General features: G+C 55.8%; 18 protein-coding genes. 6 read left to right on the top strand and 12 right to left on the bottom strand.

Going from position 1 to position 21,726, the window contains the following annotated elements; all coding sequences use genetic code 11:
* Nucleotides 1-26: 26 nt before the first annotated feature.
* The 5 genes from ACP99_RS19100 to ACP99_RS08855 all read right to left on the bottom strand — a co-directional run bounded on the left by ACP99_RS19100 (nucleotide 27) and on the right by ACP99_RS08855 (nucleotide 6,564).
* Nucleotides 27-1,865 carry an asparagine synthase-related protein gene (locus tag ACP99_RS19100; RefSeq protein ID WP_081927317.1) on the bottom strand — a complete coding sequence of 613 codons (1,839 nt, stop codon included), beginning with the start codon at nucleotides 1,863-1,865 and terminating at the stop codon, nucleotides 27-29.
* 16 nt (nucleotides 1,866-1,881) lie between these two features.
* Entirely contained in the window at nucleotides 1,882-3,183 is a 1,302-nt protein-coding gene (locus ACP99_RS19095) for a polysaccharide pyruvyl transferase family protein (RefSeq protein ID WP_197052404.1), read from the bottom strand.
* Nucleotides 3,184-3,266: 83 nt separating this feature from the next.
* Complete coding sequence (locus ACP99_RS19090; protein WP_081927313.1) at nucleotides 3,267-4,388, bottom strand: hypothetical protein; 1,122 nt, start codon at nucleotides 4,386-4,388, stop codon at nucleotides 3,267-3,269.
* 193 nt (nucleotides 4,389-4,581) lie between these two features.
* A complete protein-coding gene (locus ACP99_RS20485; RefSeq protein WP_197052403.1) occupies nucleotides 4,582-5,121 on the bottom strand; it encodes a hypothetical protein in 540 nt (179 codons plus the stop codon).
* A 462-nt stretch (nucleotides 5,122-5,583) separates the two neighbouring features.
* The gene (locus ACP99_RS08855) at nucleotides 5,584-6,564 is read right to left on the bottom strand and encodes a hypothetical protein (protein WP_049986258.1); all 981 of its coding nucleotides are present in this window, start codon (nucleotides 6,562-6,564) and stop codon (nucleotides 5,584-5,586) included.
* Between the two features lie 225 nt (nucleotides 6,565-6,789).
* On the opposite strand from ACP99_RS08855, the gene ACP99_RS08850 reads away from it, so the two are divergent.
* On the top strand, nucleotides 6,790-8,133 hold the full coding sequence (locus tag ACP99_RS08850; protein WP_049986257.1) for a sulfatase: 1,344 nt from the start codon (nucleotides 6,790-6,792) through the stop codon (nucleotides 8,131-8,133).
* A gap of 104 nt (nucleotides 8,134-8,237) precedes the next feature.
* Nucleotides 8,238-9,689, top strand: a complete 1,452-nt coding sequence (locus ACP99_RS08845) for an oligosaccharide flippase family protein (protein ID WP_049986256.1) — start codon at nucleotides 8,238-8,240, stop codon at nucleotides 9,687-9,689.
* Nucleotides 9,690-9,743: 54 nt separating this feature from the next.
* Here ACP99_RS08845 and aglF read toward each other — a convergent pair whose 3' ends face one another.
* Nucleotides 9,744-10,475, bottom strand: a complete 732-nt coding sequence (aglF, locus tag ACP99_RS08840; protein WP_049986255.1) for a UTP--glucose-1-phosphate uridylyltransferase AglF — start codon at nucleotides 10,473-10,475, stop codon at nucleotides 9,744-9,746.
* A 114-nt stretch (nucleotides 10,476-10,589) separates the two neighbouring features.
* On the opposite strand from aglF, the gene ACP99_RS08835 reads away from it, so the two are divergent.
* Nucleotides 10,590-13,739, top strand: a complete 3,150-nt coding sequence (locus ACP99_RS08835; protein WP_049986254.1) for an oligosaccharyl transferase, archaeosortase A system-associated — start codon at nucleotides 10,590-10,592, stop codon at nucleotides 13,737-13,739.
* 148 nt (nucleotides 13,740-13,887) lie between these two features.
* Here the strand turns inward: ACP99_RS08835 and ACP99_RS08830 are convergent, their stop codons facing one another.
* Nucleotides 13,888-14,508, bottom strand: coding sequence for a class I SAM-dependent methyltransferase (locus ACP99_RS08830; protein ID WP_049986253.1), 621 nt, complete (start codon nucleotides 14,506-14,508; stop codon nucleotides 13,888-13,890).
* 239 nt (nucleotides 14,509-14,747) lie between these two features.
* Here ACP99_RS08830 and mch point away from each other — a divergent pair, with 239 nt between their 5' ends.
* Nucleotides 14,748-15,692 (top strand): methenyltetrahydromethanopterin cyclohydrolase, encoded by a 945-nt coding sequence (gene mch / locus ACP99_RS08825; protein WP_049986252.1) that lies wholly within the window; start codon nucleotides 14,748-14,750, stop codon nucleotides 15,690-15,692.
* Nucleotides 15,693-15,702: 10 nt separating this feature from the next.
* Nucleotides 15,703-16,188, top strand: a complete 486-nt coding sequence (locus ACP99_RS08820; RefSeq protein ID WP_049986251.1) for a hypothetical protein — start codon at nucleotides 15,703-15,705, stop codon at nucleotides 16,186-16,188.
* Nucleotides 16,189-16,225: 37 nt separating this feature from the next.
* On the opposite strand, the gene ACP99_RS08815 is transcribed toward ACP99_RS08820, so the two are convergent.
* From ACP99_RS08815 to ACP99_RS08805, 3 genes are all read right to left on the bottom strand, one after another.
* Nucleotides 16,226-17,518: a M48 family metallopeptidase gene (locus tag ACP99_RS08815; RefSeq protein ID WP_049986250.1), complete on the bottom strand. Its 1,293-nt coding sequence runs from the start codon at nucleotides 17,516-17,518 to the stop codon at nucleotides 16,226-16,228.
* A gap of 77 nt (nucleotides 17,519-17,595) precedes the next feature.
* Entirely contained in the window at nucleotides 17,596-19,212 is a 1,617-nt protein-coding gene (locus ACP99_RS08810) for a GTPBP1 family GTP-binding protein (RefSeq protein ID WP_049986249.1), read from the bottom strand.
* 150 nt (nucleotides 19,213-19,362) lie between these two features.
* Nucleotides 19,363-19,893 carry a DnaJ domain-containing protein gene (locus ACP99_RS08805; protein ID WP_049986248.1) on the bottom strand — a complete coding sequence of 177 codons (531 nt, stop codon included), beginning with the start codon at nucleotides 19,891-19,893 and terminating at the stop codon, nucleotides 19,363-19,365.
* Nucleotides 19,894-20,014: 121 nt separating this feature from the next.
* Here ACP99_RS08805 and ACP99_RS08800 point away from each other — a divergent pair, with 121 nt between their 5' ends.
* Complete coding sequence (locus ACP99_RS08800) at nucleotides 20,015-20,473, top strand: acyl-CoA thioesterase (protein ID WP_049986247.1); 459 nt, start codon at nucleotides 20,015-20,017, stop codon at nucleotides 20,471-20,473.
* Nucleotides 20,474-20,492: 19 nt separating this feature from the next.
* On the opposite strand, the gene ACP99_RS08795 is transcribed toward ACP99_RS08800, so the two are convergent.
* Both ACP99_RS08795 and ACP99_RS08790 read right to left on the bottom strand, forming a co-directional pair.
* Nucleotides 20,493-21,254, bottom strand: coding sequence for an SDR family NAD(P)-dependent oxidoreductase (locus ACP99_RS08795; RefSeq protein ID WP_049986246.1), 762 nt, complete (start codon nucleotides 21,252-21,254; stop codon nucleotides 20,493-20,495).
* 77 nt (nucleotides 21,255-21,331) lie between these two features.
* A complete protein-coding gene (locus tag ACP99_RS08790; protein WP_049986245.1) occupies nucleotides 21,332-21,664 on the bottom strand; it encodes a DUF5789 family protein in 333 nt (110 codons plus the stop codon).
* Between the last annotated feature and the right edge of the window lie 62 nt (nucleotides 21,665-21,726).

Here is a 21,726-nt window from a genome sequence, read left to right as displayed (position 1 = left end):
TCACTATCTCTAGTCGGTGAAATATTTTATGAATGATATTTCGAAATCGTATTTATCGCAGGCATATAACCAAGTGTGAGTATAGAGTAAACGTCTTGCCAGTCCCCACTACCGTCCGAGACCTCCTTATACAAGTGATTGAATGCTGATACATCCACATTCGGCAGAGATTGGATGTTTTCTTGAATGGTTTCTATTTCTCTATCGCCGAATATATCATATTGAAGAAGTTTCGAATAATCGGGCCATGGGGAATCCGTCAGATAAGGGCGCGGTGCATCGTTTGGGAAATATTTCTCCTTAAATTTCCGTATATTATTCATTATCCAATGAACAAAGTAGGGATAATTCAAAGGCGTTAACGTCGAGGAGTGTGGTATTTTAGCCAAATCAGAATCTAATATTGAAATAGCATCATTGATAATATCCTTTCTGAGTCGGTATTGGTTTGGAATAGTTAGGTGAAATTCAATCATACGTTTATCCAAGAAAGGAGTTCGATGAGGCGCTAACTGAAGAGAACTCTGGTAGTGAAAATAATCTGGATCATTAGTAAGAGGATAATAACTGGCTTGTTGCACGAGGTCCGAAAGACCATTGTAATTGATTCCGTGGTGGTTTATTTTATTATTAGAGGAGATGTTATCTTCAAGAATTTCTCTTGTCGTGTCAAAGTCTTCGTAGTAATCTGGAACAGATTTGCTCATCAAATTCAGATATTTGTCAAGCGTATCTACCTCTTTTTTCATAGGTAAAAAGACCATATTATTTAGTATATTAAATTCTTTAAGCGGGAAGAGATGATCTTTAAATAGAGCGTCGCTAAACATTCCCAATAACATTACATCGACGTTGTTTGTGACCTCTTCTTGAAATCCTAATGCGTGTCCTTCTTGGAAAAATCCATTGAAATTGTTTATATTGCTCGATATGTTAATTATATCACTATAGTACGAATCATTACGTTGTAATAGATGAAATTCACTATTTGCCGTATCTGCTACACGTTGGGCTAGGCGAGCTTCTCTATTCATCCAATCACAAATGTGGAATGAGATCAAATTATTATAAATAGACAAAATCAGCCGGGAATCACTACCACCACTCAGCATTAGACCATAATTTTTTCTAGGATCAATACATTCGTGTAATGATTTTCGAAATATTTCAATGAACTCTCGGACTATTTCATTATAACTTTTCTTGCAGGGTTTGAGTGATGGATACCAATATTGGGTCTGTTGTTGACCTTGTTCTTGAAGGTCAAACGTCAGTATTGACCCAGGGGGAATTTTTTGTACACCTTCAAATGGTGTGTGAATTCCAAAAACCCGGTTATAACAGATATATTCACACAGGTATGCTTCGTTGAGCGACGTGGTGATACTAGAGTATTCAGGGATGAGCTGAATTTGCGTGGATAAGACGAGTTCGTTATCATCTCCGCGGGCTACGTAGATTGGTCTTGACCCTAATTGGTCGGTAAAGGCGTGCACAATCTCCGATTGACGATCGTAAATGATACCTGCAAACTCACCGTTTAATTTGCTCACAAAATCTAGCCCGAACTTGTTGTATAGTTTTGTACACAGTTCGGCCTTTCCCATACTCTCATCCCGTGATTGATATTTATCCCCGATTTCATAGCCTTTGAGATCTCCCCAAATCCAGATAAACACGTCTTCTCTGGCCGTTACAGGCTGTCTTTCTGAGAAATATTCGTGGAATGAAATTGAAACTTCTGCCTTTTCTCCAGAGTAATCATATGCTATTTCATTTCCAGTCCAACAGAGATGATCATTAATTAAATTCTTGGGAGATTCAATATCCGTTTGTGAGCTAAATAAAGCACTGAAACCAACCATTGTTCTGTATAAGTTTCTACTGCGAGATATGTGATTTGATATCCGAAGTAAGTTCTTTTTTAAGTATAGTAATGCGTTCAGACGACTGGTTGGTTATACTCTCGCGATTCTTGATGATCTCTTTGAGTCGTTTCTTTGCCTTTTCGCGATTCATAGTTCCAATTTGTACGACGTACCGACTCAATCCGAGCATAGCCATAATTCCTTCAGTTTTGTGAGTATAAGAGATTGCAAGCGCTGGTGCACCTCCTACAAACGAAAAGATTGCAGAGTGCATTCGCGTTCCGATCATCAACTTCGATTTGCCGTATAGTTCGGACTGTGTTTGGGGAGAGAGATCATCATCAATAATTATGGTACTGTTGGAGTGATTCATTCGTCTACAGATACTATTTACAGGCTTGCTGTCATCTTCATGAGGCTGGTGTGTACCATTATTGTGTACGACTAGAGCAATGTTTGTCACGTATTCCTCGGCCACAAGCCAATCCGCAAGTTCTGCCATTTCGGAAAGATAATCGTCGTAAAGTTGTGGAACTTCCGCTCGATCGTAGTTCGGAAAGTCCCACTGGCGTGCTGTCAAGACGGCAAAGTCCTTTTCTGTAAGTGAATTCTCATTAATTATCTTTTTGGCACCCTCATTGACCTCAAGATCCATTGCAAAGGCTGTATCTGCGTTTAAATTGTACCGGTCCCCTCCTAACTGTTCAATGATATCAAGCGAGCGAACTTCTCTTGCACTTGTATACGATGCGTGACGTAGCACGTATTTTATGAGAATTCTTGCGGCATAGTTGTTGAATGGGCCGAATGAATGTGAAACAATAGCTAGTGGTTTTTGTAGTCTAATTGTTAGTAGGAGAGTGTACAGCTTGTGATATGCTGAAAAGTAGGAACGAAGTGAGTTGTTGTCTTGAAACTGATAAAAATGGCCGCCTTTACTAATAACATAATCCGAATTTCTGATTGCGTGAACACCAGAGCGTTTGGATAATTGGGGCAGAACAAGTACCACCAACGAAGTAAGGACCATCTTCAAGGCATATATGTAATTTATTGGGAACTTATCGGGCCAGCTAGTCGAAATCGTCTGTCCGTGTGTCTGGACGTCAGGATACCGCACACTGGTGTGTCTGTCCGCATCTGCAAATCGAGAATCACCATCAGAGAATCGATACACGACATCTATTGCAATATCCGATTCTTCCTCGTTTTCGATATGATGCAGGGTGTCAATCACGCCTGCTAGAATGCCTGCACCCCCCCGATCAGAATCGTGATAAGCATCGACAACGGTAACCCTTTTTTTGGAACCCATCATCCTTGTTTTAGTATAATTGAAGAAAAAGCTTTTTATAATTCTAGGATGCTCTCAGTGCCACCTCGATCGGTACAACAAGCCTATTTAAGGGATAGCTTTATATTAGGGAACTCAACGAGTAGCGATATTCGTGCGGCTTGGTTATGCAAGTTAGAGCCACCAGCATTCAGTAAATATGATTTCCTATTTACATTTTCGGAAATGTCTCTACTCACTAATTCCGTTAGTTCTTCGGCACTTCTGTTTTGGAGCCAGTACAATGTTTTTGCGGTTGCAATACCTGGCAAGCCTGAGCCATGTTTAGTATCTTCTTTTGCAAGAAGTTCCTCCTTGTTAGCTAGCAAAAATTTTAGACATTGTTTGATCTTATCGCTCTCCCACACACTATGATTCTCAAAGGAACGTTTGAGACGAGATAACGCGGAGAGGTTTACTGTGTGATATCCTCGTTCTTTCTTTCTTCGTTCATACGATCGCGAGTAGTAGTGGTAAACCAATTCATTTACGATCATTTCGTAATGACGCGGTGTATAGAACACCTTTTTTATAATATCAGTCGGTGGTGGCCGAATATAGTGTTTAATTAGGCCATTCGAATGAAGGCGCATATTTGATTCTAAATTATTGAGAAAGGTCTCAATCTGATCGGCAACTAAGTTTGATTCTGAAGCTAGTTTGCTACTGGAGGCTGCAAACAGAATTTGGTGATTAAGGGTCCTATCAAACGAGAGTTTCTTACCATTGATTTCAACACGTTCCCATAACCCGAGGTCTTCGTCAAACGGATGAAGTGTATATACTTTTAAGGCGGTTTCGATTGCATCCTCTCTCCCAAGTATTGATCCTGCGTGTCCAAGCGCCCTAATCGGACCTCCCTGTCCGACTATCCCATTGCATTGGTCTTTGTTTGTGGTCTTTCGACAGTGAAAAGTATACCCGTATGGCCGAACTTCGTCACTAAGAAGATAGTCTAAAGCTGCATTTGCGGCTTCCTGGAATTTATCCGCACCTGTTATTTTGTATACTTCTGATAGGGTTACTGCCCAGTGTGATGTTGTTCGAACAGGTGTCTCTGGTTCATCATAAGTATAATTCCGTCCTGCTGGAAAAGACCCATCCTCTCGCTGAATATTGAGCGCAGATTGGGCACTCTTTTCAAGCAATTGACTTATAGTAATGTCTTCACGATTGGACTCAGCCATTTACGTTTTAGACTAACATCTAAAATAAAAACCCCTCGAAGAATCTATCAAAGCCCAATAAAGAGCAGTCCTGTTAGATGGTAGTGTTGTTAGACTTATGAGCTATCGAGCAAAGGCCTAGAACCAATTTTCAGTGGTATGCTTTAAATTCATATGCATTAGAGTACAAAGAACAGTGATCGGTCAGTGTTGACTAGACGTAACCCAGCGATTCCAACCGCTTTTCCACTATATCCTTTGACCCCCCACTGGACTCTACTGACTGGAGATGTTCAATATCGTACTTTTGTCCTTCACCAGCCATTCTAGCCCAAGGTACTTTTTTCACCGCGGGTATGGGAACATACCCTGGGTGACCGTACTGCCCTAGTTCACCCATACCATTCGCGTGATTGGCAGTGACGACGATATCTCCATCTACGTATTTGGCAAGACGCTCTACTTCATCTAGTACAGTTAAAAGGTTCTGACCATAATCCTCCCAAACCTCTGCTTCATCAAACTCGCCTATTTGCAGACCAAACCACACATCGTGAGACTCTCCACCCCAAGACTTCTCTCCAAGATCATACTTCTTTTCACAGTGAATAAACGGTGCGTGAGGCGGTAAATAGTGTACGACGAATCGGTCAGCCCCAGATGAATTATAGGCATCGAGGGCGATATCTGTTACCGTCGACGGGGCCAGCCTTCCAGATTCGTCTTCGACTTCTACTTCCCAGAGTCGCTCCACGTCGTAAAAACTATTTGAGCCGGCTCTCGGCAAAAACGGGTTCTGCGTAACGTAGTGTACGTTCGAGGTCTCGTCATCAGATACCGAACCGAATCCCTTTTTGAACCACTCTCTACTGGTACTCGCACACGAATACTGGAAGAAACGCTGTCGAAACGATCGTACACGGGGTGATCTGGAGCGAATTCCTGGAATAAGTCAGCACGACAGGCATCCAGAAATTATCATAACGTCCCAATCGTAGTCAAGTGGCCGGTAACCGTAATTGATCTGTGACCCTATCCGAGCTAGTATGCGCTCAACTATTTTTTGACGCAGTGAGGTGGCTTCCAGTTATAGGTCCATATGTAGCGTAAGCGTGACTAATTTGCGCTATTAAGTCATCAAGCGCCATTGTTATTAAAATAAATTGAGTCTGGTGTAATAGCTCTTCTTTTGAAGTAATTATTGAACGGAATACACCTACAGATATCCCAAATCCTCAAGGTGATCCTCAATATCTGTTTTGTTGGTTCCGTTATGTGAGTGATCGGTTGTAGATTCATACGTTTCTCTGTTTGTTGCGTCAGATTCCACCCAAGGAATTTTCTTCACACAGGGCAATAGCATTCCTTCGGGATGACCATAAATCGAGTACTCGCCGAATGCGTTCCCGTGATCGGCAGTCACAAGAGCGTTTTCGGCATCCACATTCTCTAGCAGTAATTCGACTTCGTTAAGCACAAGCCGCAAGTTCTCCTCATAGAGTTGCCAGACCTCATTGTAATTCGCCCCTTCTGATTCGAGCAGTTTCCACCCCTTTGCTTCTACATCAGTTGGTGTCCGATCCTCCGCCAACGCCCCGGCGATGTACGGAATATGCGGCTGCATATAATGGGCGATCAGCCGATCATAATCCGATTCGCGCGCGATTTCGACAGTCCGGTCAGTGATTGCACGTGGAGGAACGCCGAGCTTGTCTTGGTGTGCTGTCTCCCAGAGCATATCCAACTGGCCGAAATCGTCCGTCCCGACAGTCTGCCATTTCGGCCAGCAGAACGGCACGGTCTCATCTGGTGGGTGGTCTTTCTCGATAAACGTCTCGTGAGTGTGTCCATTGCCGCTAATATAAGCGGTGTTCGCGATTTCGTCCGAGTACTTCTCGGAAAACGTCTTCGCGAGCCATTCGTGAGAGTGGCTTCCGATAGACCAGCGCGACTCCACGGTCTCGATGAAGTCGTACTCGTCGGCAACATCTTCGAGGACATCTACCCGACACGCATCGAGGATTATCAGCAAATCCCAATCCTTATCGTAGATGTGCGTTCCGAAGGGCCAGCGAGATGTAATCGTATACCAGAGTCCGAGATATACCGTGAAAACCGCGTGCATCAGACCGCGAATTGGGTCGGACGTGATTTGTTCGCAGTGTTCTCCTACCCAGTCCCAGAATGAACCTCCCATCGTTCGTAAGGAGCTATTGGTAAGTGGATAAAACGATGCTGATTCGATCCCCAGAGTCGAATGGAATCGGTCTATCGTGTGAACTACCCTTCCCTACTCGCTCACGGCTGACGTCGCTCGCTGAGGAAGGGGGCTTAGCGCCTACTTTCAGCTAAGAGAGAAGTACTCCATAGTGAAAGTCAACAATTCCAAAAGGCTAATTGACTCACCCGAATCCCGTACAGTATGAGCGACCAGAGCGACTCCGCTCCGGCGGATGAATTCGCCAACATCATTCTCCTGTCTGCGGATTCGTTGCGGTTCGATCGTATCCACGCGAGCCGCAACGGGGTGCCATTGACACCGACACTCGATGAACTCGCAGAAGACGCGATTGAATTTCAGCCCGGAGTCGCCCCCGGCCCCTCAACACGAGATTCGATCCCGTCGATGCTCACCGGCAAATATCCCTCAGAGTTCGACGAGTACGGCTTACCCAAATCCGGGACGGAGCCACTTACGATCGCCGAGGAACTCGCTGATCGCGGGTTTGCTACGGCAGGGTTCAGCCACAACAATTTCACAGCCAGACGATACAACATCGATCGCGGATTCGACCTCTTCGATGACGTCAGTAGGGAAGCGCGAGAGGAAAACGACCGCGGCGTATGGCGACTCAAAGTCCGTGACGCAATAGAGGACACGCCACTGATGCAGTTGGCACATCACGCGAATAACCTCGCGATGGAACTTCTCGGTCGCAGTCTCTTTTTGAGAAACGAAGGGGCCGAAATCATCACCGATAGAGCGCTCGATTGGATGGCTGAAACCGATAGAAAGCGATTCTTGTGGATGCACTATATGGATACTCACCACCCGTATCTGTCGCCTGAGCGCATCCAGCAACAATACGGCCGAGTCTACTCGAAGGAGCGAATCAAACGACTCTCACAGAAGACCAGGAGTGCCCAAGATGAGATCACTGATGAAGATATCCCCGAGATGGAGTACGTCTACGACTGCTCAGTTCGGTACGTCGACGAGCAGATCGGTCGTATCGTCGATCATCTCCGTGCCGAGGGGGAACTCAAAAATTCACTCATCATTGTGACGGGTGACCACGGAGAGGGTTTCGGAGAGTTCGAGAAGTTTGGTCACGCGGACGAACTGTGGGATACGCTCATTGCTGTCCCACTTATCGTCTATCATCCCGATAAACCGTCGAAATCCGTCGACGGGCAGGCACCGCTTCGATTATTAAAGGAGTCGATCGTAGAAGGAACGGGTCTTTTCGAGCTCACTAAGAGTGGCTCAGAGTACGCCTACGCCGAAGTTCCAAACTACCGTGATGAACTTCGTGGAGTTCGAGGAACGGAATACAAACTAATCGACAGAGGAGATGAGCGTCTCTCGACGCGTCTTACAGCTGATGATGAAGAGATAATCCCAATTGAAGAGATACCACCGGGAGAACGAGAGCAGTTAGAAAAAGAACTCGATCGAGACTTCGATCCAGTCAGAGTCGCTTCCGACGTCGACAGGCGCGAATTCCGCAAGGACTTGGCTGCACTTGGATACTTAGACGAGTAACCGACGTATCGATTCCAAGACGAATCTGCACGGTATGGTGCGTCGGACGGACACTCCAGTAGTAAAAAGGAGGTCTTATTGTCCTCACCATCAGCAGGATACGTATGCGGTTGGGTCAGACGTCGATCATTCATTTTGTATCACGGCTACTGGCGTCTGCTTTGGGGTTCGTCGCAACGATCGCTATTGCCCGCATTCTCGGCTCAGATACGCTCGGAATCTATTATCTTATCATTTCGATGGTATCCTGGCTAGGGATTGCTGTCACGATGGGGGTTCGAGGCGCTGTAACGAAGCGCATCAGTGACAGCGAGGACGAAGCAGCTTACGCAATCGCTGGAGGGACAATCAGTACAGGGCTGTTCGTGGTTATGTCTGTATTCGTTCTCATTTTTCAGCAGCAAGTAAACGATTACATCGGATACTCTGCCGCAGAAATTGTGATATTGTTTTTGTTTGTCAACCTCGCCCAGTCGATAGTAAACGCGATACTGAATGGTCAACACCTTGTCCATATCTCTGGTGCCCTGACCCCTGTCAGAATCGGAAGCCGAAGTATCGTACAGATCACTGCACTTCTCGCTGGAGTCGGCATCACAGGCCTCTTTGTTGGATATGCCGTTGGGTATCTACTCGTATCAGTAGTTGGACTTTGGATCATTGCCCGCCATCTGACGGGGGCCTCACTCCCGCTCCGCAGGCATTATCGTGATCTTATCTCCTACGCCAAATACTCCTGGCTGGGTTCTCTCCGTTCGCGTGCCTTCAATTGGGTTGATATCGCAATTCTCGGCTTTTTCGTATCATCGTCGATTATTGGAGTATATACTGCAGCGTGGAACATTGCGGTCTTTTTGATGTTGTTTGGCGGATCGCTCAGTCAAACACTGTTCCCTGAGATGAGTTCAGTCTCAGCCGAAGACGACCCCCAATCAGCGGCAGGGTTATTTGAGACGGCACTCGCGTATGCGGGACTGATTTTGATACCGGGATTAGTTGGCAGCAGCCTCCTTGGTGAACACCTCCTTCGAGTATACGGCGAGGAATTCACACAGGGCACGGTTGTCCTTTCAGCCCTCATTGTTGCTACCCTCATTCAGGGCTACCAACGACAATTCACGACGACTCTCAACGCTATCGATAGACCAGATATCGCATTTCGAATCAACACAATATTCATCGTGGCAAATGTGACGTTGAACCTCGGATTGATCCCGTTCTATGGAATCATTGGTGCGGCAGTTGCAACTGCTTCGTCAGTTGCGATAAGCTTGGGAGTAGCGTACATTTATCTCTCTTCGCTGATCGACTTTTCTATTCCAATTGATGATATTATAAAGCAATGGACTGCAGCTGGAGTTATGGGGGTTGCTGTTTATATCGGTTTATGGCTTGAATCGGCCTATCTGAGCGTGAATAATAACCTCGCAGTAGTATTAACGCTCGTCACCTTGGGGGCAGCAGTGTATTTCCTCGTTCTATTTGAAATTTCAGCGCGCTTCCGAACGACGGTCACCGACAATCTGCCTTCGAGATTCCCACTCACGGACTGGTGATCTATCAGTAGACAAATACGAATTCTACAAGACCTTCAGAACGCCATTTTCTGATTACGATGTGGCTTGATCACGTTTTGCGTTTAACCGTTCCTCTGCCTCTTCTCGATCTTCTGGGTATCCAACGTCGATCCGCCAGCCATCCATCGGAATCGCATCAATCGTCCGCCCGCTTTGAATCAGGAGATCGATCGCATCAGATAACTCGTACTCCCCGCGATCGGATGGCTGAACTAATTTACACGCGTGGAAAATCGCCGGCGAGAACGTGTAGAACCCGGTCATCACCAAATTAGACGGAGGATCGTCGGGCTTCTCGACAACTTCCTGAATCTCTCCATAATCATTCGTATCACACACGCCGTACCGACTCGCTTCCTCGTAGGGTACCTCCTCCACTAAGAACGCCGCATCTGCTCGATCTTCCTGCTGGCGATTAACCACATCCCCCAGATTCGCCTGGAAGATGTTGTCACCGAGCATCAACATAAAGTCATCTTCAACGTGCTCTTCGGCTTTCAACAACGCGTGAGCCAGTCCGTTTTGCTCACGCTGGTGGGCGTAGGTAATAGGAATACCCTCGAACTCGTCGCCGTAGTGGCTAATGATATTCTGTTTCTTGTAGCCGACGATCACGACGAGTTTGTCTGCCCCCAACTCTACCAGTTGCTCGAAACAGTGAGTAAGGATTGGCTTACCCGCAACTTCAACCATCCCCTTTGGCTTGTCTTCCGTGAGCGGGCGGAGACGCGTGCCTTCTCCAGCCGCAAGGACGACTGCTTGCATACCGCGGAGTTATGTAGCCGCCATTAAATAGGTTTCAGTCAGCAAAACGGCCAACGGATACCCCGAAAAACCGCATCACAAGGCTTATGAACGTATTACCAGTCGTTCGTGACAATGAGTGAGTCGCAAGGAGACAACTCGCCCTCCGTTGTAGCTCTCCTCCGAGAACACTACCCGAAGGCGGTCCTCTCGGCCGTCGTCGCCGTGATGCTCTGGATTCGCCTCCAGACGTACGACAACTTCCTCCAGAACGGCGAAGTGTTCTTCTCGGGGAACGACGCGTGGTATCACCTCCGACAAGTGAATTACACAGTTCGAAACTGGCCCTCCACGATGCCGTTCGATCCGTGGACTGGATTCCCCTATGGGAACCTAGCAGGCCAGTTCGGAACCCTCTACGATCAGCTGATCGCGACAGCTGCCCTGATCGTTGGCCTAGGCGATCCCTCTCAAGAACTCATCGCCAAAACCCTGCTCGTTACACCCGCCATTCTAGGCGCACTCGTTGCACTCCCGACGTACGCCGTCGGCAAGCGTCTGGGTGGAAAACTCGGTGGTGTCTTCGCAGCGATCATCCTGATGCTCCTGCCCGGGACGTTCCTGCGCCGGAGCCTCGTTGGGTTTGCCGACCACAACGTCGCTGAGCCGCTGTTTATGATGATCGCCGTCTTCGCGACGATGGTCGCTCTCACAGTCGCCGAACGTGAACGGCCAGTCTGGGAACTCATCGTCGACCGCGATCTCGACGGGCTTCGCGGCTCGCTGAAGTGGGCCGCGCTTGCGGGCTTCGCCATCGCGATGTATATGTGGGTGTGGCCGCCAGGCATCCTGCTCGTTGGGATCACCGGCGTGTACTTCCTCCTACAGATGGTCGCCTCCCACATCCAAGGGGATTCCCCCGAACACGTCGCCTTTGTCGCAGGCGTCTCGATGATCGTCGCTGCGATTTTGATGGTCGTCCGGATTAACGAGCCTGGATTCGGCGTCACCGGCTTCACGCTGCTCCAAGTGATCCTCCCACTCGCAGTCGGCCTCGGCGCGGTCTTCCTCGCGGGCCTCGCCCGACTGTGGGAGTCGAACGATCTTGACGACCGTGGCTACCCTATCGCGGTGTTTGGCATCGTCGCCATCTCGCTTGGGCTCTTCTCCGTGATCCTCCCGAGCGTCTACGGCAGCATCGTCAGTAACTTCCTCAATACGGTCGGGTTCAGCGCCACCGCGACGACCCGGACGATCGGGGAAGCCCAGCCGATGCTCGCCCAGGGAGCCTCCTTCTCCGAGCAGGTCATCCCCCAGTACGGCTTTACCTTCTTCTCCGCGCTCGCAGCGGCAATCTGGCTCGCAGCGAAGCCCCTAATAAAAGACGAAGACATCCAAAAGACGGGCTACGTCGCAGGCGCGCTCGCAGTGATCGGATTGCTCTTCCTCATCCCCGCAATCCCGACTGGCATCGGCAACGCGATCGGTATCGAATCCTCGCTCGTCAGCCTCATTATCGTCACCGCCCTCATCGTGGGCGCGATCCTGCAGGCTGATTACGAACCCGAGAAGCTCTTCGTGCTTGTCTGGATCGCCTTTATTACCTCTGCCGCGTTCACGCAGGTGCGCTTCAACTACTACCTCGCACCCGGCGTCGCAGTGATGAATGCCTACCTCGTCGGCCAGGTCGTCAACTCGAAGTACCTCGGCATTCCGGACATCGAAAGTGTCGACGATATCGACGGCTACCAAGTGCTCGCAGTCGTCGCTGCGCTACTGCTCGTGCTCGCCCCCGTTCTTGCAGTCCCAGTCACCGTCGGAAACACCCAAACCGCGACGGCGTGGCAGTCTGCACAGAACAACAACCCTGACGAAGTCACCGTCTGGGACGAATCCCTCGAGTGGATGCAGGGTAACACACCTGAAGAAGGAAACCTTGGTGGAGCAGGCAATGCGGACGAAATGGAGTACTACGGAACGTACGAGTACACCGACGACTTCGACTACCCAGACGGAGCCTACGGCGTAATGTCGTGGTGGGACTACGGCCATTGGATCACCGTCAACGGAGAACGGATTCCGAACGCGAACCCGTTCCAACAGAATGCCGATACGGCCGCGAACTTCCTGCTCGCGCCGAATGAGACCCAGTCTGAAGAAGTCCTCGCCTCTCAGAGTACCGAGGGCGACCAAACGCGCTATGTGATGGTCGACTGGCAGATGGCCACGCCGGGCTCGAAGTTCGGCGCACCGACTGTCTTCTACAACGCCGAAGAGAACGTCTCCCGTCAGGACTTCCTGCAGACGATGTACCGTTTCGACGATGAGAACGAGGGACGCTTCGTCGGGACGACCTCAATGCGCACCGATCGCTTCTACGACAGCACGATGACGAGGCTGTACTACTACCACGGTAGCGCTCGGAATCCGTCACCGGTCGTCTACGACTGGGAGGAGCGACAGGTTCAGACACAGGGCGGCGATTCAGTTACCGTTCCCGCAAACCCACAGGGTGAAACCTTCGTCCGGACGTTCGACAATATGAGTGCCGCCGAGGAATTCGTCGAGGAAGACGGCTCCGCCCAAATTGGAGGAATCGGCGCGTACCCGGCCGAGCGTGTCGAGGCGCTCGAACACTACCGGTTGGCGCACGTCAGCAACAGTTCCGCAGCCAACTCGATCCTGCAGACGACCGGCCGGAACTCCCAGATCGCCGGCGTCAACCCACAGGCCGCTGTTCCGAGTAACCCCGCATGGGTGAAGACCTTCGAGCGCGTGCCCGGTGCCACTGTCGAGGGCAGCGGCGCGCCTGCGAACACGAATATCACCGCTCAGACTGAACTTCGAATCCCCAACACGAACTCGACGTTCACCTACGCTCAGCGCGCTGAAACCGACGAAAACGGGAACTTCGAGATGACGCTGCCGTACTCGACGACCGGCTACGACGAGTACGGTCCCGACGAAGGCTACACGAACGTCAGCGTGCGCGCAACCGGCCCATACACGATCTCCGCACCCGGTGAGTTCGAGAACGGCTCGATTGTCACCTACCAATCGAACCTTTCGGTTTCGGAGGGTGACGTCAACGGCGCTGAGGACGGCAACCTTAGCGTCGAACTCGAACGCACCGAACAAGAACTGCAGATCGGCGGCGGCTCCGGTGACGACGGCTCCACCGACGATGGCTCCACGGACGGCTCGACTAACGATGGCTCGACCGACGAGACCCAATCGAGTCTGCGTTCCTCCGGAATGGCTATCGACGCCGCGCGAGCGAGCTAACTCCGGTTCGATCCGGCTACGACACTCGCGATATTTTAACAATCCGTTCACTCCCGAAGACTTGACCCGCAGTCACCACGCTCGGCGCTGAGCGAGTCGGAAGCGACGTCGGCAGAAACGCAGGCGGTCGTCGCCCTCGGTAGCTCCGTCAGGGCGCGGCTCGGAACGTCCGGACGGTATCTCGCTGTCCGACGCTGGCCTCAATTTCGGCGAATCCCAGCTCGGTGAACACCGCGTTCCAATCGCGGTAGTAGAGCGGGAACTCGCCGTCGACGTAGTTCACTCCCGGATCGGTCACTGCTGCGTCTCCCGAATCCCCCTCGTTCTCCACGGTGACGAGTACTTCGGACGTGATTCGGGCGAGTTCCTCGAACACCCACTCAGACTCCGGGTGGATGTGCTGGAGCGTCTCGACGGAGTAGACCGCGTCGAACTCGTCGTCGTCGAATTCGACGACGACATCCTCGATCGGGCGACGATAGAACGTTCCGGCCGCAGCCAGTTCGGGGTACTCGCTCTCCATCACCTCGAAGGCGCTGTCGTTGATGTCGATACCGGAGAGGTTCTCGAAGCCGAGGTCGTAGAGAGACGCGAGGTGGCGGCCCGAGCTACACCCGAGCTCCAAGACGGCCGCGTTTCGATCGAGGAACCGGTCGAGAATGCCGCAGAGGCGATCGCTCGTCTCGTTCGGACCGTGGTAGGCGTAGTACTCCGGGGAGTACGCTCCGGAGCGGTCTGCCCACGCTCGCCGAACGTCGTGAGAATTCACGCATCGACGTAGGGGAGAAGCACGTAAAGTCCCGTTGCCATCGCGGTGGATGACGCTTCGGAGCCGTGGAGTGCGCCGAACGTGCTAGAGCGTGCTCAAAATCACGCGCCGTGCTTCGAGTTCTGAGATGAGATCGAGATGGTTTTTGTTTCATTGTATACAACAATTCGGACACGACGAACGGTCCCGTGCGGGCCACACAACCAACGTCTTTACCGTATCACGCCCAACGGCCCTGTATGGATTCGATCAATCGGATGGCCATCGAACTCGTCGATGAGGCCATCGACTTCGCGGAGGAACTCCGCGTCGTCCCGCACGAACTCGAGTCGGGGGCGACCGTCCTCGACTTCGGTGTGGACTCGCCCGGCGGCATCGAGGCCGGAATGCTGCTCGCGGAGATCCAGACGGCGGGCCTCTCGACCGTCCAATCGCGGATGGACGACGTCGCGGGCGCGCCCACACCGTATATCGAACTGCAGACCGACCACCCCGCGCTCTCACTTCTCGGCTCGCAGAAGGCCGGGTGGGAACTCACCTTCGAGGACCCGCCGTACGACGGCCTCGGTTCCGGGCCCGCCCGCGCGCTCGTCGCCGAGGAGGACGAGTTCCACGCGATGGAGTACTTCGACGAGTTCGACCTCACCGTCCTCGCTGTCGAGAGCATCGACCTCCCCGGCGACCGGATCGCAGCGCACGTCGCCGAACAGACGGGCGTCGAACCCAGTGCGGTCTTCCTCCCCTCGTACGCCACGGGCTCGACCGTCGGCAGCGTCACCGGGGCCGCCCGGGCCGCCGAACTCGCGTGCTTCCGGCTCTTCGAACTCGGCTACGACGTCCGCAACGTCCAGTCGGCGTTCGGCTCCGCGCCGGTCGCGCCGGTCAGCTACGACGAGAGCGTCGCGATGGCCCGCACGAACGACGCCGTCGCCTACGGCGGCGAAGTGCACCTCACGGTCGCCGAAGACTTCGAGGAGTTCGACGCGGTGCCCTCCAGCGCAGGCGAGGAGTACGGCACGCCGTTCGAGCAAATCTTCGACGACGCGGGCTGGGACTTCTACGAGGTGCCCGAGACGATCTTCGCGCCCGCGAAGGTGACGGTAGACGTCGTCGACGGCCCGACGTACGTCCACGGTGAGAAGAGCGAGGAACTCCTGGCCGACTCGTTCGACTACCGTTCCTAGGAGGGAACCGATGCGCTTCAAACTCCTCCCCGAACCCCCGGAGTCGCTCGACCTCGTCGCCGACGCCCAGCGCGCCGTCCCGCTCGTCCCCGGAACCGAGGACGACTGCTGTGCCCGTCTGATGCGCCGGGTCGGTTTCCCCAGTCGCGACGTCGCCCGGACGTGGCTCACCTTCCTCCGGGCGCTCGAACTCGCCGAGGAGACACCGTCGGGGTTCGTCAGGAAACAGCGGGAGCCGACACCCGAACAGGTCCGTACGGCGTTTCGCGAACGCGTCTACGGCGCGCGGGAGGTGCTCGACAGTCTCAGTTCCGAGCCACGGACCGTCGACGAGGTGTTCGACGAGTTCGAAGAACGCGTCCCCGTCTGGGAGACCCACCGCGCCGCCGGCGACTGGCGGGACGTGTGGCGCGAGCGCGTCGAGCGCATCCTCGGGTGGGCCGTGCTCTTGGATCTGGCCGCCGAGCGCGACGGCGGCTACGTACGGGTCGAGTGACCGAGCGCCCTCGCTACAAACGCAGACACCGCGCTCGCTACGTGGCCGACGGCGGTACCTCGATATCGCGCTCGCCAGCCCCCTCGCCGTGCTGTTCGCGAAGCCGACGGATCCGCTCGGGGATCGGCGGATGCGTCATATGGAACGCAGCGTAGGCCGGGTGCGGGAACGGATTGGAGAGGTTCTCGCCAGCGAGCGTCTCCAGCGCGCGCGTCATCGACTCGATTTCGCCCATCGTCTGCGCGGCGAAGTCGTCGGCCTCGCGCTCGTGTGCGAGTGACAGTTGATTGGTCAGCGGTGCCGAAAGCGAGAGCAGCGGCCCGGCGTACAGCAGGCCGATCCCGAGGGCGGCGTACGTCTCCGCGGGCAGGCCGAACGCGGCGTACACCCACTGCGACGTCGTCACCCACCAGAGGAACGCGAAGACGACGGCCATCTGGACGGCTGAGGCGGCCAACTGCTTCCAGATGTGGTTTCGCTTCCAGTGGGCGAGTTCGTGCGCCAGGACCGCCTGAATCGCCTCGCGATCCATCTGCTCGACGAGCGTGTCGAAGAGGACGACCCGCTTGGCTCTGCCGAACCCGACGAAGTAGGCGTTCGAGTGCGAGGAGCGCCGGCTGGCGTCCATCTCGTAGACCTGTTCGCAGGAGAAGCCCGCGCGCTCGAAGACGTCGTCGACGGCCTCCCTGAGCTCGCCGGACTCGATCGGCTCGAAGTCGTTGAAAAGTGGCGCGACGACGCGCGGGTAGATGACCATCATCGAAAGCGAGAAGCCGACCACGAGCGCCCAGCCGACGACCGGCCAGAGTGTGGGCAGCGCTTCGACGGCGAGGAGGACAGCCCCCGCGATGACGCCACCGAGAACGAGCGCGAGGACCGTCCCGACGAGGAGGTCACGCAGCCACAGCAGCGGCGTCTGGTTATTGAATCCGAAGCGCTCCTCGACGACGAACGTCTCGTAGAGGTCGAAGGGAACGGAGAAGAGCCGCCCGGCGAGGACTGCCCCCGCGAGGAGCAGGACGCCCTGTGCGACGCTCGGAAGGCCGGTTCCCGAGAGCATCGTCGCGACGTCGCCGTAGAGCCCCGACACGACGACGGCCAGCACGACGAGGACGCCGAGCCACGACTGGACGTTCGAGAGAACCGTCTTCGAGCGCTGATACGCCAGCATCTCGTCGGGGTCGTCGACGTCGAGCGCCGATCGGACCCACGCGTCGGCGTCGCGGACGGCGCGAGCGCCGTACCGGAGGTTCAGCCGGTCGAGCACCGTCTCCAGTAACTGTACGCCCCCGAGAAGAACGACGAGCGCGATCGCGGCCGTGGATACCATTACGGGACACTCGGACCCCGGCGGACTTCAACGTCGCGCCGTCGGTTTTGCCGACGTCCCGTCTCCCGTCGACCCAGCTACTCCGTCCCGCCGACGTCGACGACGGTTCCGACGCCCTTCGACTGGCCCTCGCGGAAGACGAAGCGCTGGCCCTCCTCGACGAAGTACGGCCGGAACTTGAACTCAACCGTCGCGGTCCCGGTGTCGCCGGGGAGCAACTGCCCGCCCTCGGGTTTGAACACGACCGCCTCGCTCACCGTCTCCAGATGGACGACTGGCTCGTACCCCTCGCGGATCCGCGTCGGATGGTTGAGAACCATCACCTCGGCCTCGAAGGAGCGGACCGCGTCGGGGTCGGCCGCGGGAGAGAGCAGCGCCATCCCGCGCTCGATCTCGGCCTCGCTGACGCCTTTCAGCGCGATACCGACGATCCGGCCCGCCTTCGCCCGGTCGACGCGGTGGTGGTGCATCTCGATCGAGCGGACCTCGACCTCGCGGAAGTCTCCATTGGGCATCGGTCCCACCAGGAGTTCGTCGCCGGCCTCGACGCTGCCGGCGTCGACGGTGCCGGAGGCGACCGCACCGACCCCCGTCACCGAGTAGGTCCGGTCGACGTACATCCGGAAGTCCGCGCCCGACTCCCGGGTCGTCTTCGGGAGCTGTTCGAACATCGCATCGAGGTCGTCGAGGCCATCCATCGTCACCGCGCTGGTCGTCAGCACCGGCACGACCGAGTCGCTGATCTCGTCCACGGCGGCGTCGACGCCGTGGCGATCGACCCGCAGCGGCGTCCGTCCGACATCCCGCAGCAGCCGCTCGACCTCGCGCTCGACTTCGGCGAGCCGGTCTGCCTCGACCGCGTCGGCCTTCGTGATCGCGACGACCGTCGGGAGCTCCATCGCCAGCAGGATGCCGAGGTGCTCTCTGGTCGTCTTCGTCGGGCCGTCGTCGGCGGCGACGACGATCAGGCCGTAATCGAGGCGCTGGCCGACGAGCCCGCGGATGGTCGTCCGCAGCCACGGCTCGTGGCCGACGGTGTCGACGAAGGAGACCAGCCGGTCGGACTCCTCGACCACGCGAGCGCGGTCGGATTTGCGGTGCGGGTTGTCCATGTGGACCGTCCCCTCGTCGGTGAACCCGTAGACCGCATACGAGAGGTCCGCCGAGAGACCGCGTTCGACTTCGTGAGGCTGAACGTCCAGGAAGCCGCGGGTCTGTCCCTGCCCGTCGTCGGCCGTGCCGGTGACGAGCGAGCCGACGAGCGTCGACTTCCCGTGGTCGACGTGGCCCGCGGTCCCGACGACGAGGTGGTCCTCGTCGACGTCGAGCATCGCACCCTCCTGAACGGTCGCGACACCGACGAGTCCGCGGTCGCCGTCGTCGCCGACCCCCCACGTCTCGACGTCCTCGATGTGTGCGCCGGCCTCCTCTGCGAGAATCGAGAGGACGTCCATCGATTCGGAGAACTTCTCGGGGGCGATCCCGGCGATCCCGCCGTCGTCGGTCACGCCGACGACGTAGGTCGCCGTGCCGTCCCCGGAGAGCACGCGGTGACGCAGTTGCGCCGCCAGGCTCTCCAGGCGACCGTCGGCGAGGTGCAGCTCTCGCGAGAGCCGCTCTTTGAACTCGACGTTGCCGCCCTCCTCCTCTCCGCGCTCGAGGGCCGATTCCAGTACGGCCCGATCAGCGCTCATGGCCGCGGATAGGGAAGCACCCGCTAAAACCCTTTTCGTGGTGTGGGTTGCCGTGTCACAGTAACGCTACCGAGACGCTGTCGGAGATGCGGGGCCCAGATATCGTCATCGACTCACTCCCGGTCGATCGGTCACTCCCGCCCGCTCGACTCACTCCCTGATGCGTTCGTACGCGCGGTTCACGCGCTTGAACTGCTCCTCGTCGCCACCGTCGGTGTCGGGATGGGTAGTCTTCACGCGCTCGCGGTAGGCGGCTTTCACCGCCGCGTCGTCGGCGTCGGCGTCGAGGCCGAGCGTCCGGTACGCCTCCGCGAGCGTCGGCTCGTTCGGGTCGCCTCGCGCGCCGCCCGACCGTCGTCGCTCACCGGCGGCTTCGCGTCGCTGCCGGCGTTGGCCCCCGGCGGACGCGCGCCGGCCCGGGCCGAATCCCTGGAAGTCTCGCGGTCCCCGCCCGGCCGCGGTGGCGCGCCGCCGACGCCCGCGCTCGGCGTTCGCGGCCGTCCGCCGGACTCGCTCGCCGAGTCGCCCGCTCGCGTGGTACCAGAGCAGATACGTCGCCGCGCCGAAGATGGTCGCGAACAGCAGCAACAGCGGCTGATAGGCGAATCCGAGGACGACGAAGAGCACCGTCGTCCCGGCGAGCACCGCGGTGAGTCCGATGACGAGTCCGTCTTCGTCCACGGGTGCACAAGGGCGTCGAGAACCGTAAGCGTCCCGGCGTCGGGGGTCGACCGGCCGTGCCGCGCTGTCGGACCGGTCCGCAGACGACAGATCAATTACGGACGTCGCGGAACGTCGGGTAATGATCCCGCTCGAAGAGACGTACGTCGAGAACCGCGTGCTCGTCCAACCCAACGACATCAACTACAACGACGTGGCCCACGGGGGCAACGTCGTCAAGTGGATGGACGAGGTCGGGGCGATGTCGGCGATGCGCTTCGCGGGCGAGCCGGTCGTCACCGCGCGGATGGAGCGCGTCGACTTCCACCGGCCGATCCCCCGCGGGAACGCGGCGCTGATCAAGGCGTACGTCTACGACGCGGGCACGACGAGCGTGAACGTCTACCTGCGCGCGTTCAGCGAGGACCCGCTCACGGCCGACGCCGAACTCACGACCGAGTCGCACTTCATCTACGTCGCGATCGACGACGACAACGAACCGGTTCCCGTCCCCGATCTGGACGTCTCCAGCGAGCGAGCGATCGAACTCCGAGAGGCGGCCAACGGTCGGCCCGGAGACGAAGGCGACGACGAACGGTGAGGAGCGCGCTTCCCTCGACTCAACGACTCAGGTAGCCACCCTCGACGCCGAGCGCCTCACCGGTGACGAACGACGCTTCCGAGGAGCAGAGCCAGCAGACCGCGTCGGCGATCTCCTGCGGCGTCCCCAACCGGTTCATCGCGTGCAGCCCCTCGATCTGTTTCCGCATCTCCGGGTCAGAGGTGATCCCGCCTTCTTCCAGCAGGGGGGTCTCGATGAACCCCGGACAGACGGCGTTGACGCGGACGCCGGTCTCGCCGTTCTCCAGTGCAGCGGTCTTCGTCAGCCCCAATATCCCGTGCTTCGCCGCGACGTAGCCCGACGAGGACGCGAACCCGACGTGCCCCAGAATCGAGGAGTTGTTGACGATCGCACCGCCATCCTCCGCCTGCATCTGTTCGATCTCGGGTTTCAGGCAGTTGAATACGCCAACCAGGTTCACGTCGACGACGCGCTGCCAGTCCTCGGGGTCGTAGTCGGTGATCGGCGTCTGCGCACCGCCGATCCCGGCGTTGTTGAACGCGTAATCGAGCCCCCCGAACTCCTCGACCGCGACGTCAACCATCTCTCGCGCCGCGTCGGGGTCGGTGACATCGGTCTCGACGAACCGCGCGTCGCCGCCGGCCTCCTTGATCGCCTCGACGGTCGCTTCGCCGCCCGCGACGTCGACGTCGGCGACGACGACGCTCGCTCCGCGCTCGGTGAACTCGATCGCCGTGGTCTCGCCGATTCCCGATCCGCCGCCCGTGACGACCGCGACGCCGTCAGTGAACGAAGCCATACGAGAAAATCACAGCGAAATAACAAAAGCGTAGCGACGATCTCGAGACCGAACAGAAATCGGGGCGGTGCGATCCGTTATCGATGTATTAACCCCAGTATTCGACTTCGGGCATCATCGGCGGAGTCGTAGGTCTGGTTGTCGGTTGAGGCGAGCACTTCTTCGAGGGACTCCGTTCCACCCTGCGTTTCGACCTCGTAGTCTCCGTAGGCCCCAACCAGTTCATCTGTCGTGGTTGGATAAGTATGAGATTCGAGTGCCTCGTCGAGGTCACCAAGCCGCCCACCGGCGTCGCCACTCATTGCTCGGTCTTCGGTAGCGCGGTTACGCACACTCTCTTGCTTCCGCTCTGCCTGTTGTGGCTGGTCGTCGTCTGCGTTCTCGTCTCGGTCTCGTTTGTCGTCTGACATACTTTCAGATAGGCGTCCGATTCGGATAACTGTGTGGACGCTTGTCGGGATCGCATTGCAGA

This window comes from Halobellus rufus (assembly GCF_000739575.1).
GTDB classification, from domain to species: domain Archaea; phylum Halobacteriota; class Halobacteria; order Halobacteriales; family Haloferacaceae; genus Haloquadratum; species Haloquadratum rufum.
This window is presented reverse-complemented; position numbering and strand designations above follow the sequence as displayed.

Coding starts and splice junctions, on each gene's coding strand:
- ACP99_RS08800 (WP_049986247.1), top strand. CDS start 20,015: ATGATCCCGCTCGAAGAGACGTACGTCGAGAACCGCGTGCTCGTCCAA.
- ACP99_RS08850 (WP_049986257.1), top strand. CDS start 6,790: ATGAGCGACCAGAGCGACTCCGCTCCGGCGGATGAATTCGCCAACATC.
- ACP99_RS08790 (WP_049986245.1), bottom strand. CDS start 21,664: ATGTCAGACGACAAACGAGACCGAGACGAGAACGCAGACGACGACCAG.
- ACP99_RS19100 (WP_081927317.1), bottom strand. CDS start 1,865: ATGGTTGGTTTCAGTGCTTTATTTAGCTCACAAACGGATATTGAATCT.
- ACP99_RS19095 (WP_197052404.1), bottom strand. CDS start 3,183: ATGGGTTCCAAAAAAAGGGTTACCGTTGTCGATGCTTATCACGATTCT.
- ACP99_RS08820 (WP_049986251.1), top strand. CDS start 15,703: ATGCGCTTCAAACTCCTCCCCGAACCCCCGGAGTCGCTCGACCTCGTC.
- mch (WP_049986252.1), top strand. CDS start 14,748: ATGGATTCGATCAATCGGATGGCCATCGAACTCGTCGATGAGGCCATC.
- ACP99_RS08795 (WP_049986246.1), bottom strand. CDS start 21,254: ATGGCTTCGTTCACTGACGGCGTCGCGGTCGTCACGGGCGGCGGATCG.
- ACP99_RS19090 (WP_081927313.1), bottom strand. CDS start 4,388: ATGGCTGAGTCCAATCGTGAAGACATTACTATAAGTCAATTGCTTGAA.
- aglF (WP_049986255.1), bottom strand. CDS start 10,475: ATGCAAGCAGTCGTCCTTGCGGCTGGAGAAGGCACGCGTCTCCGCCCG.
- ACP99_RS08815 (WP_049986250.1), bottom strand. CDS start 17,518: ATGGTATCCACGGCCGCGATCGCGCTCGTCGTTCTTCTCGGGGGCGTA.
- ACP99_RS08855 (WP_049986258.1), bottom strand. CDS start 6,564: ATGGGAGGTTCATTCTGGGACTGGGTAGGAGAACACTGCGAACAAATC.
- ACP99_RS08810 (WP_049986249.1), bottom strand. CDS start 19,212: ATGAGCGCTGATCGGGCCGTACTGGAATCGGCCCTCGAGCGCGGAGAG.
- ACP99_RS08845 (WP_049986256.1), top strand. CDS start 8,238: ATGCGGTTGGGTCAGACGTCGATCATTCATTTTGTATCACGGCTACTG.
- ACP99_RS08835 (WP_049986254.1), top strand. CDS start 10,590: ATGAGTGAGTCGCAAGGAGACAACTCGCCCTCCGTTGTAGCTCTCCTC.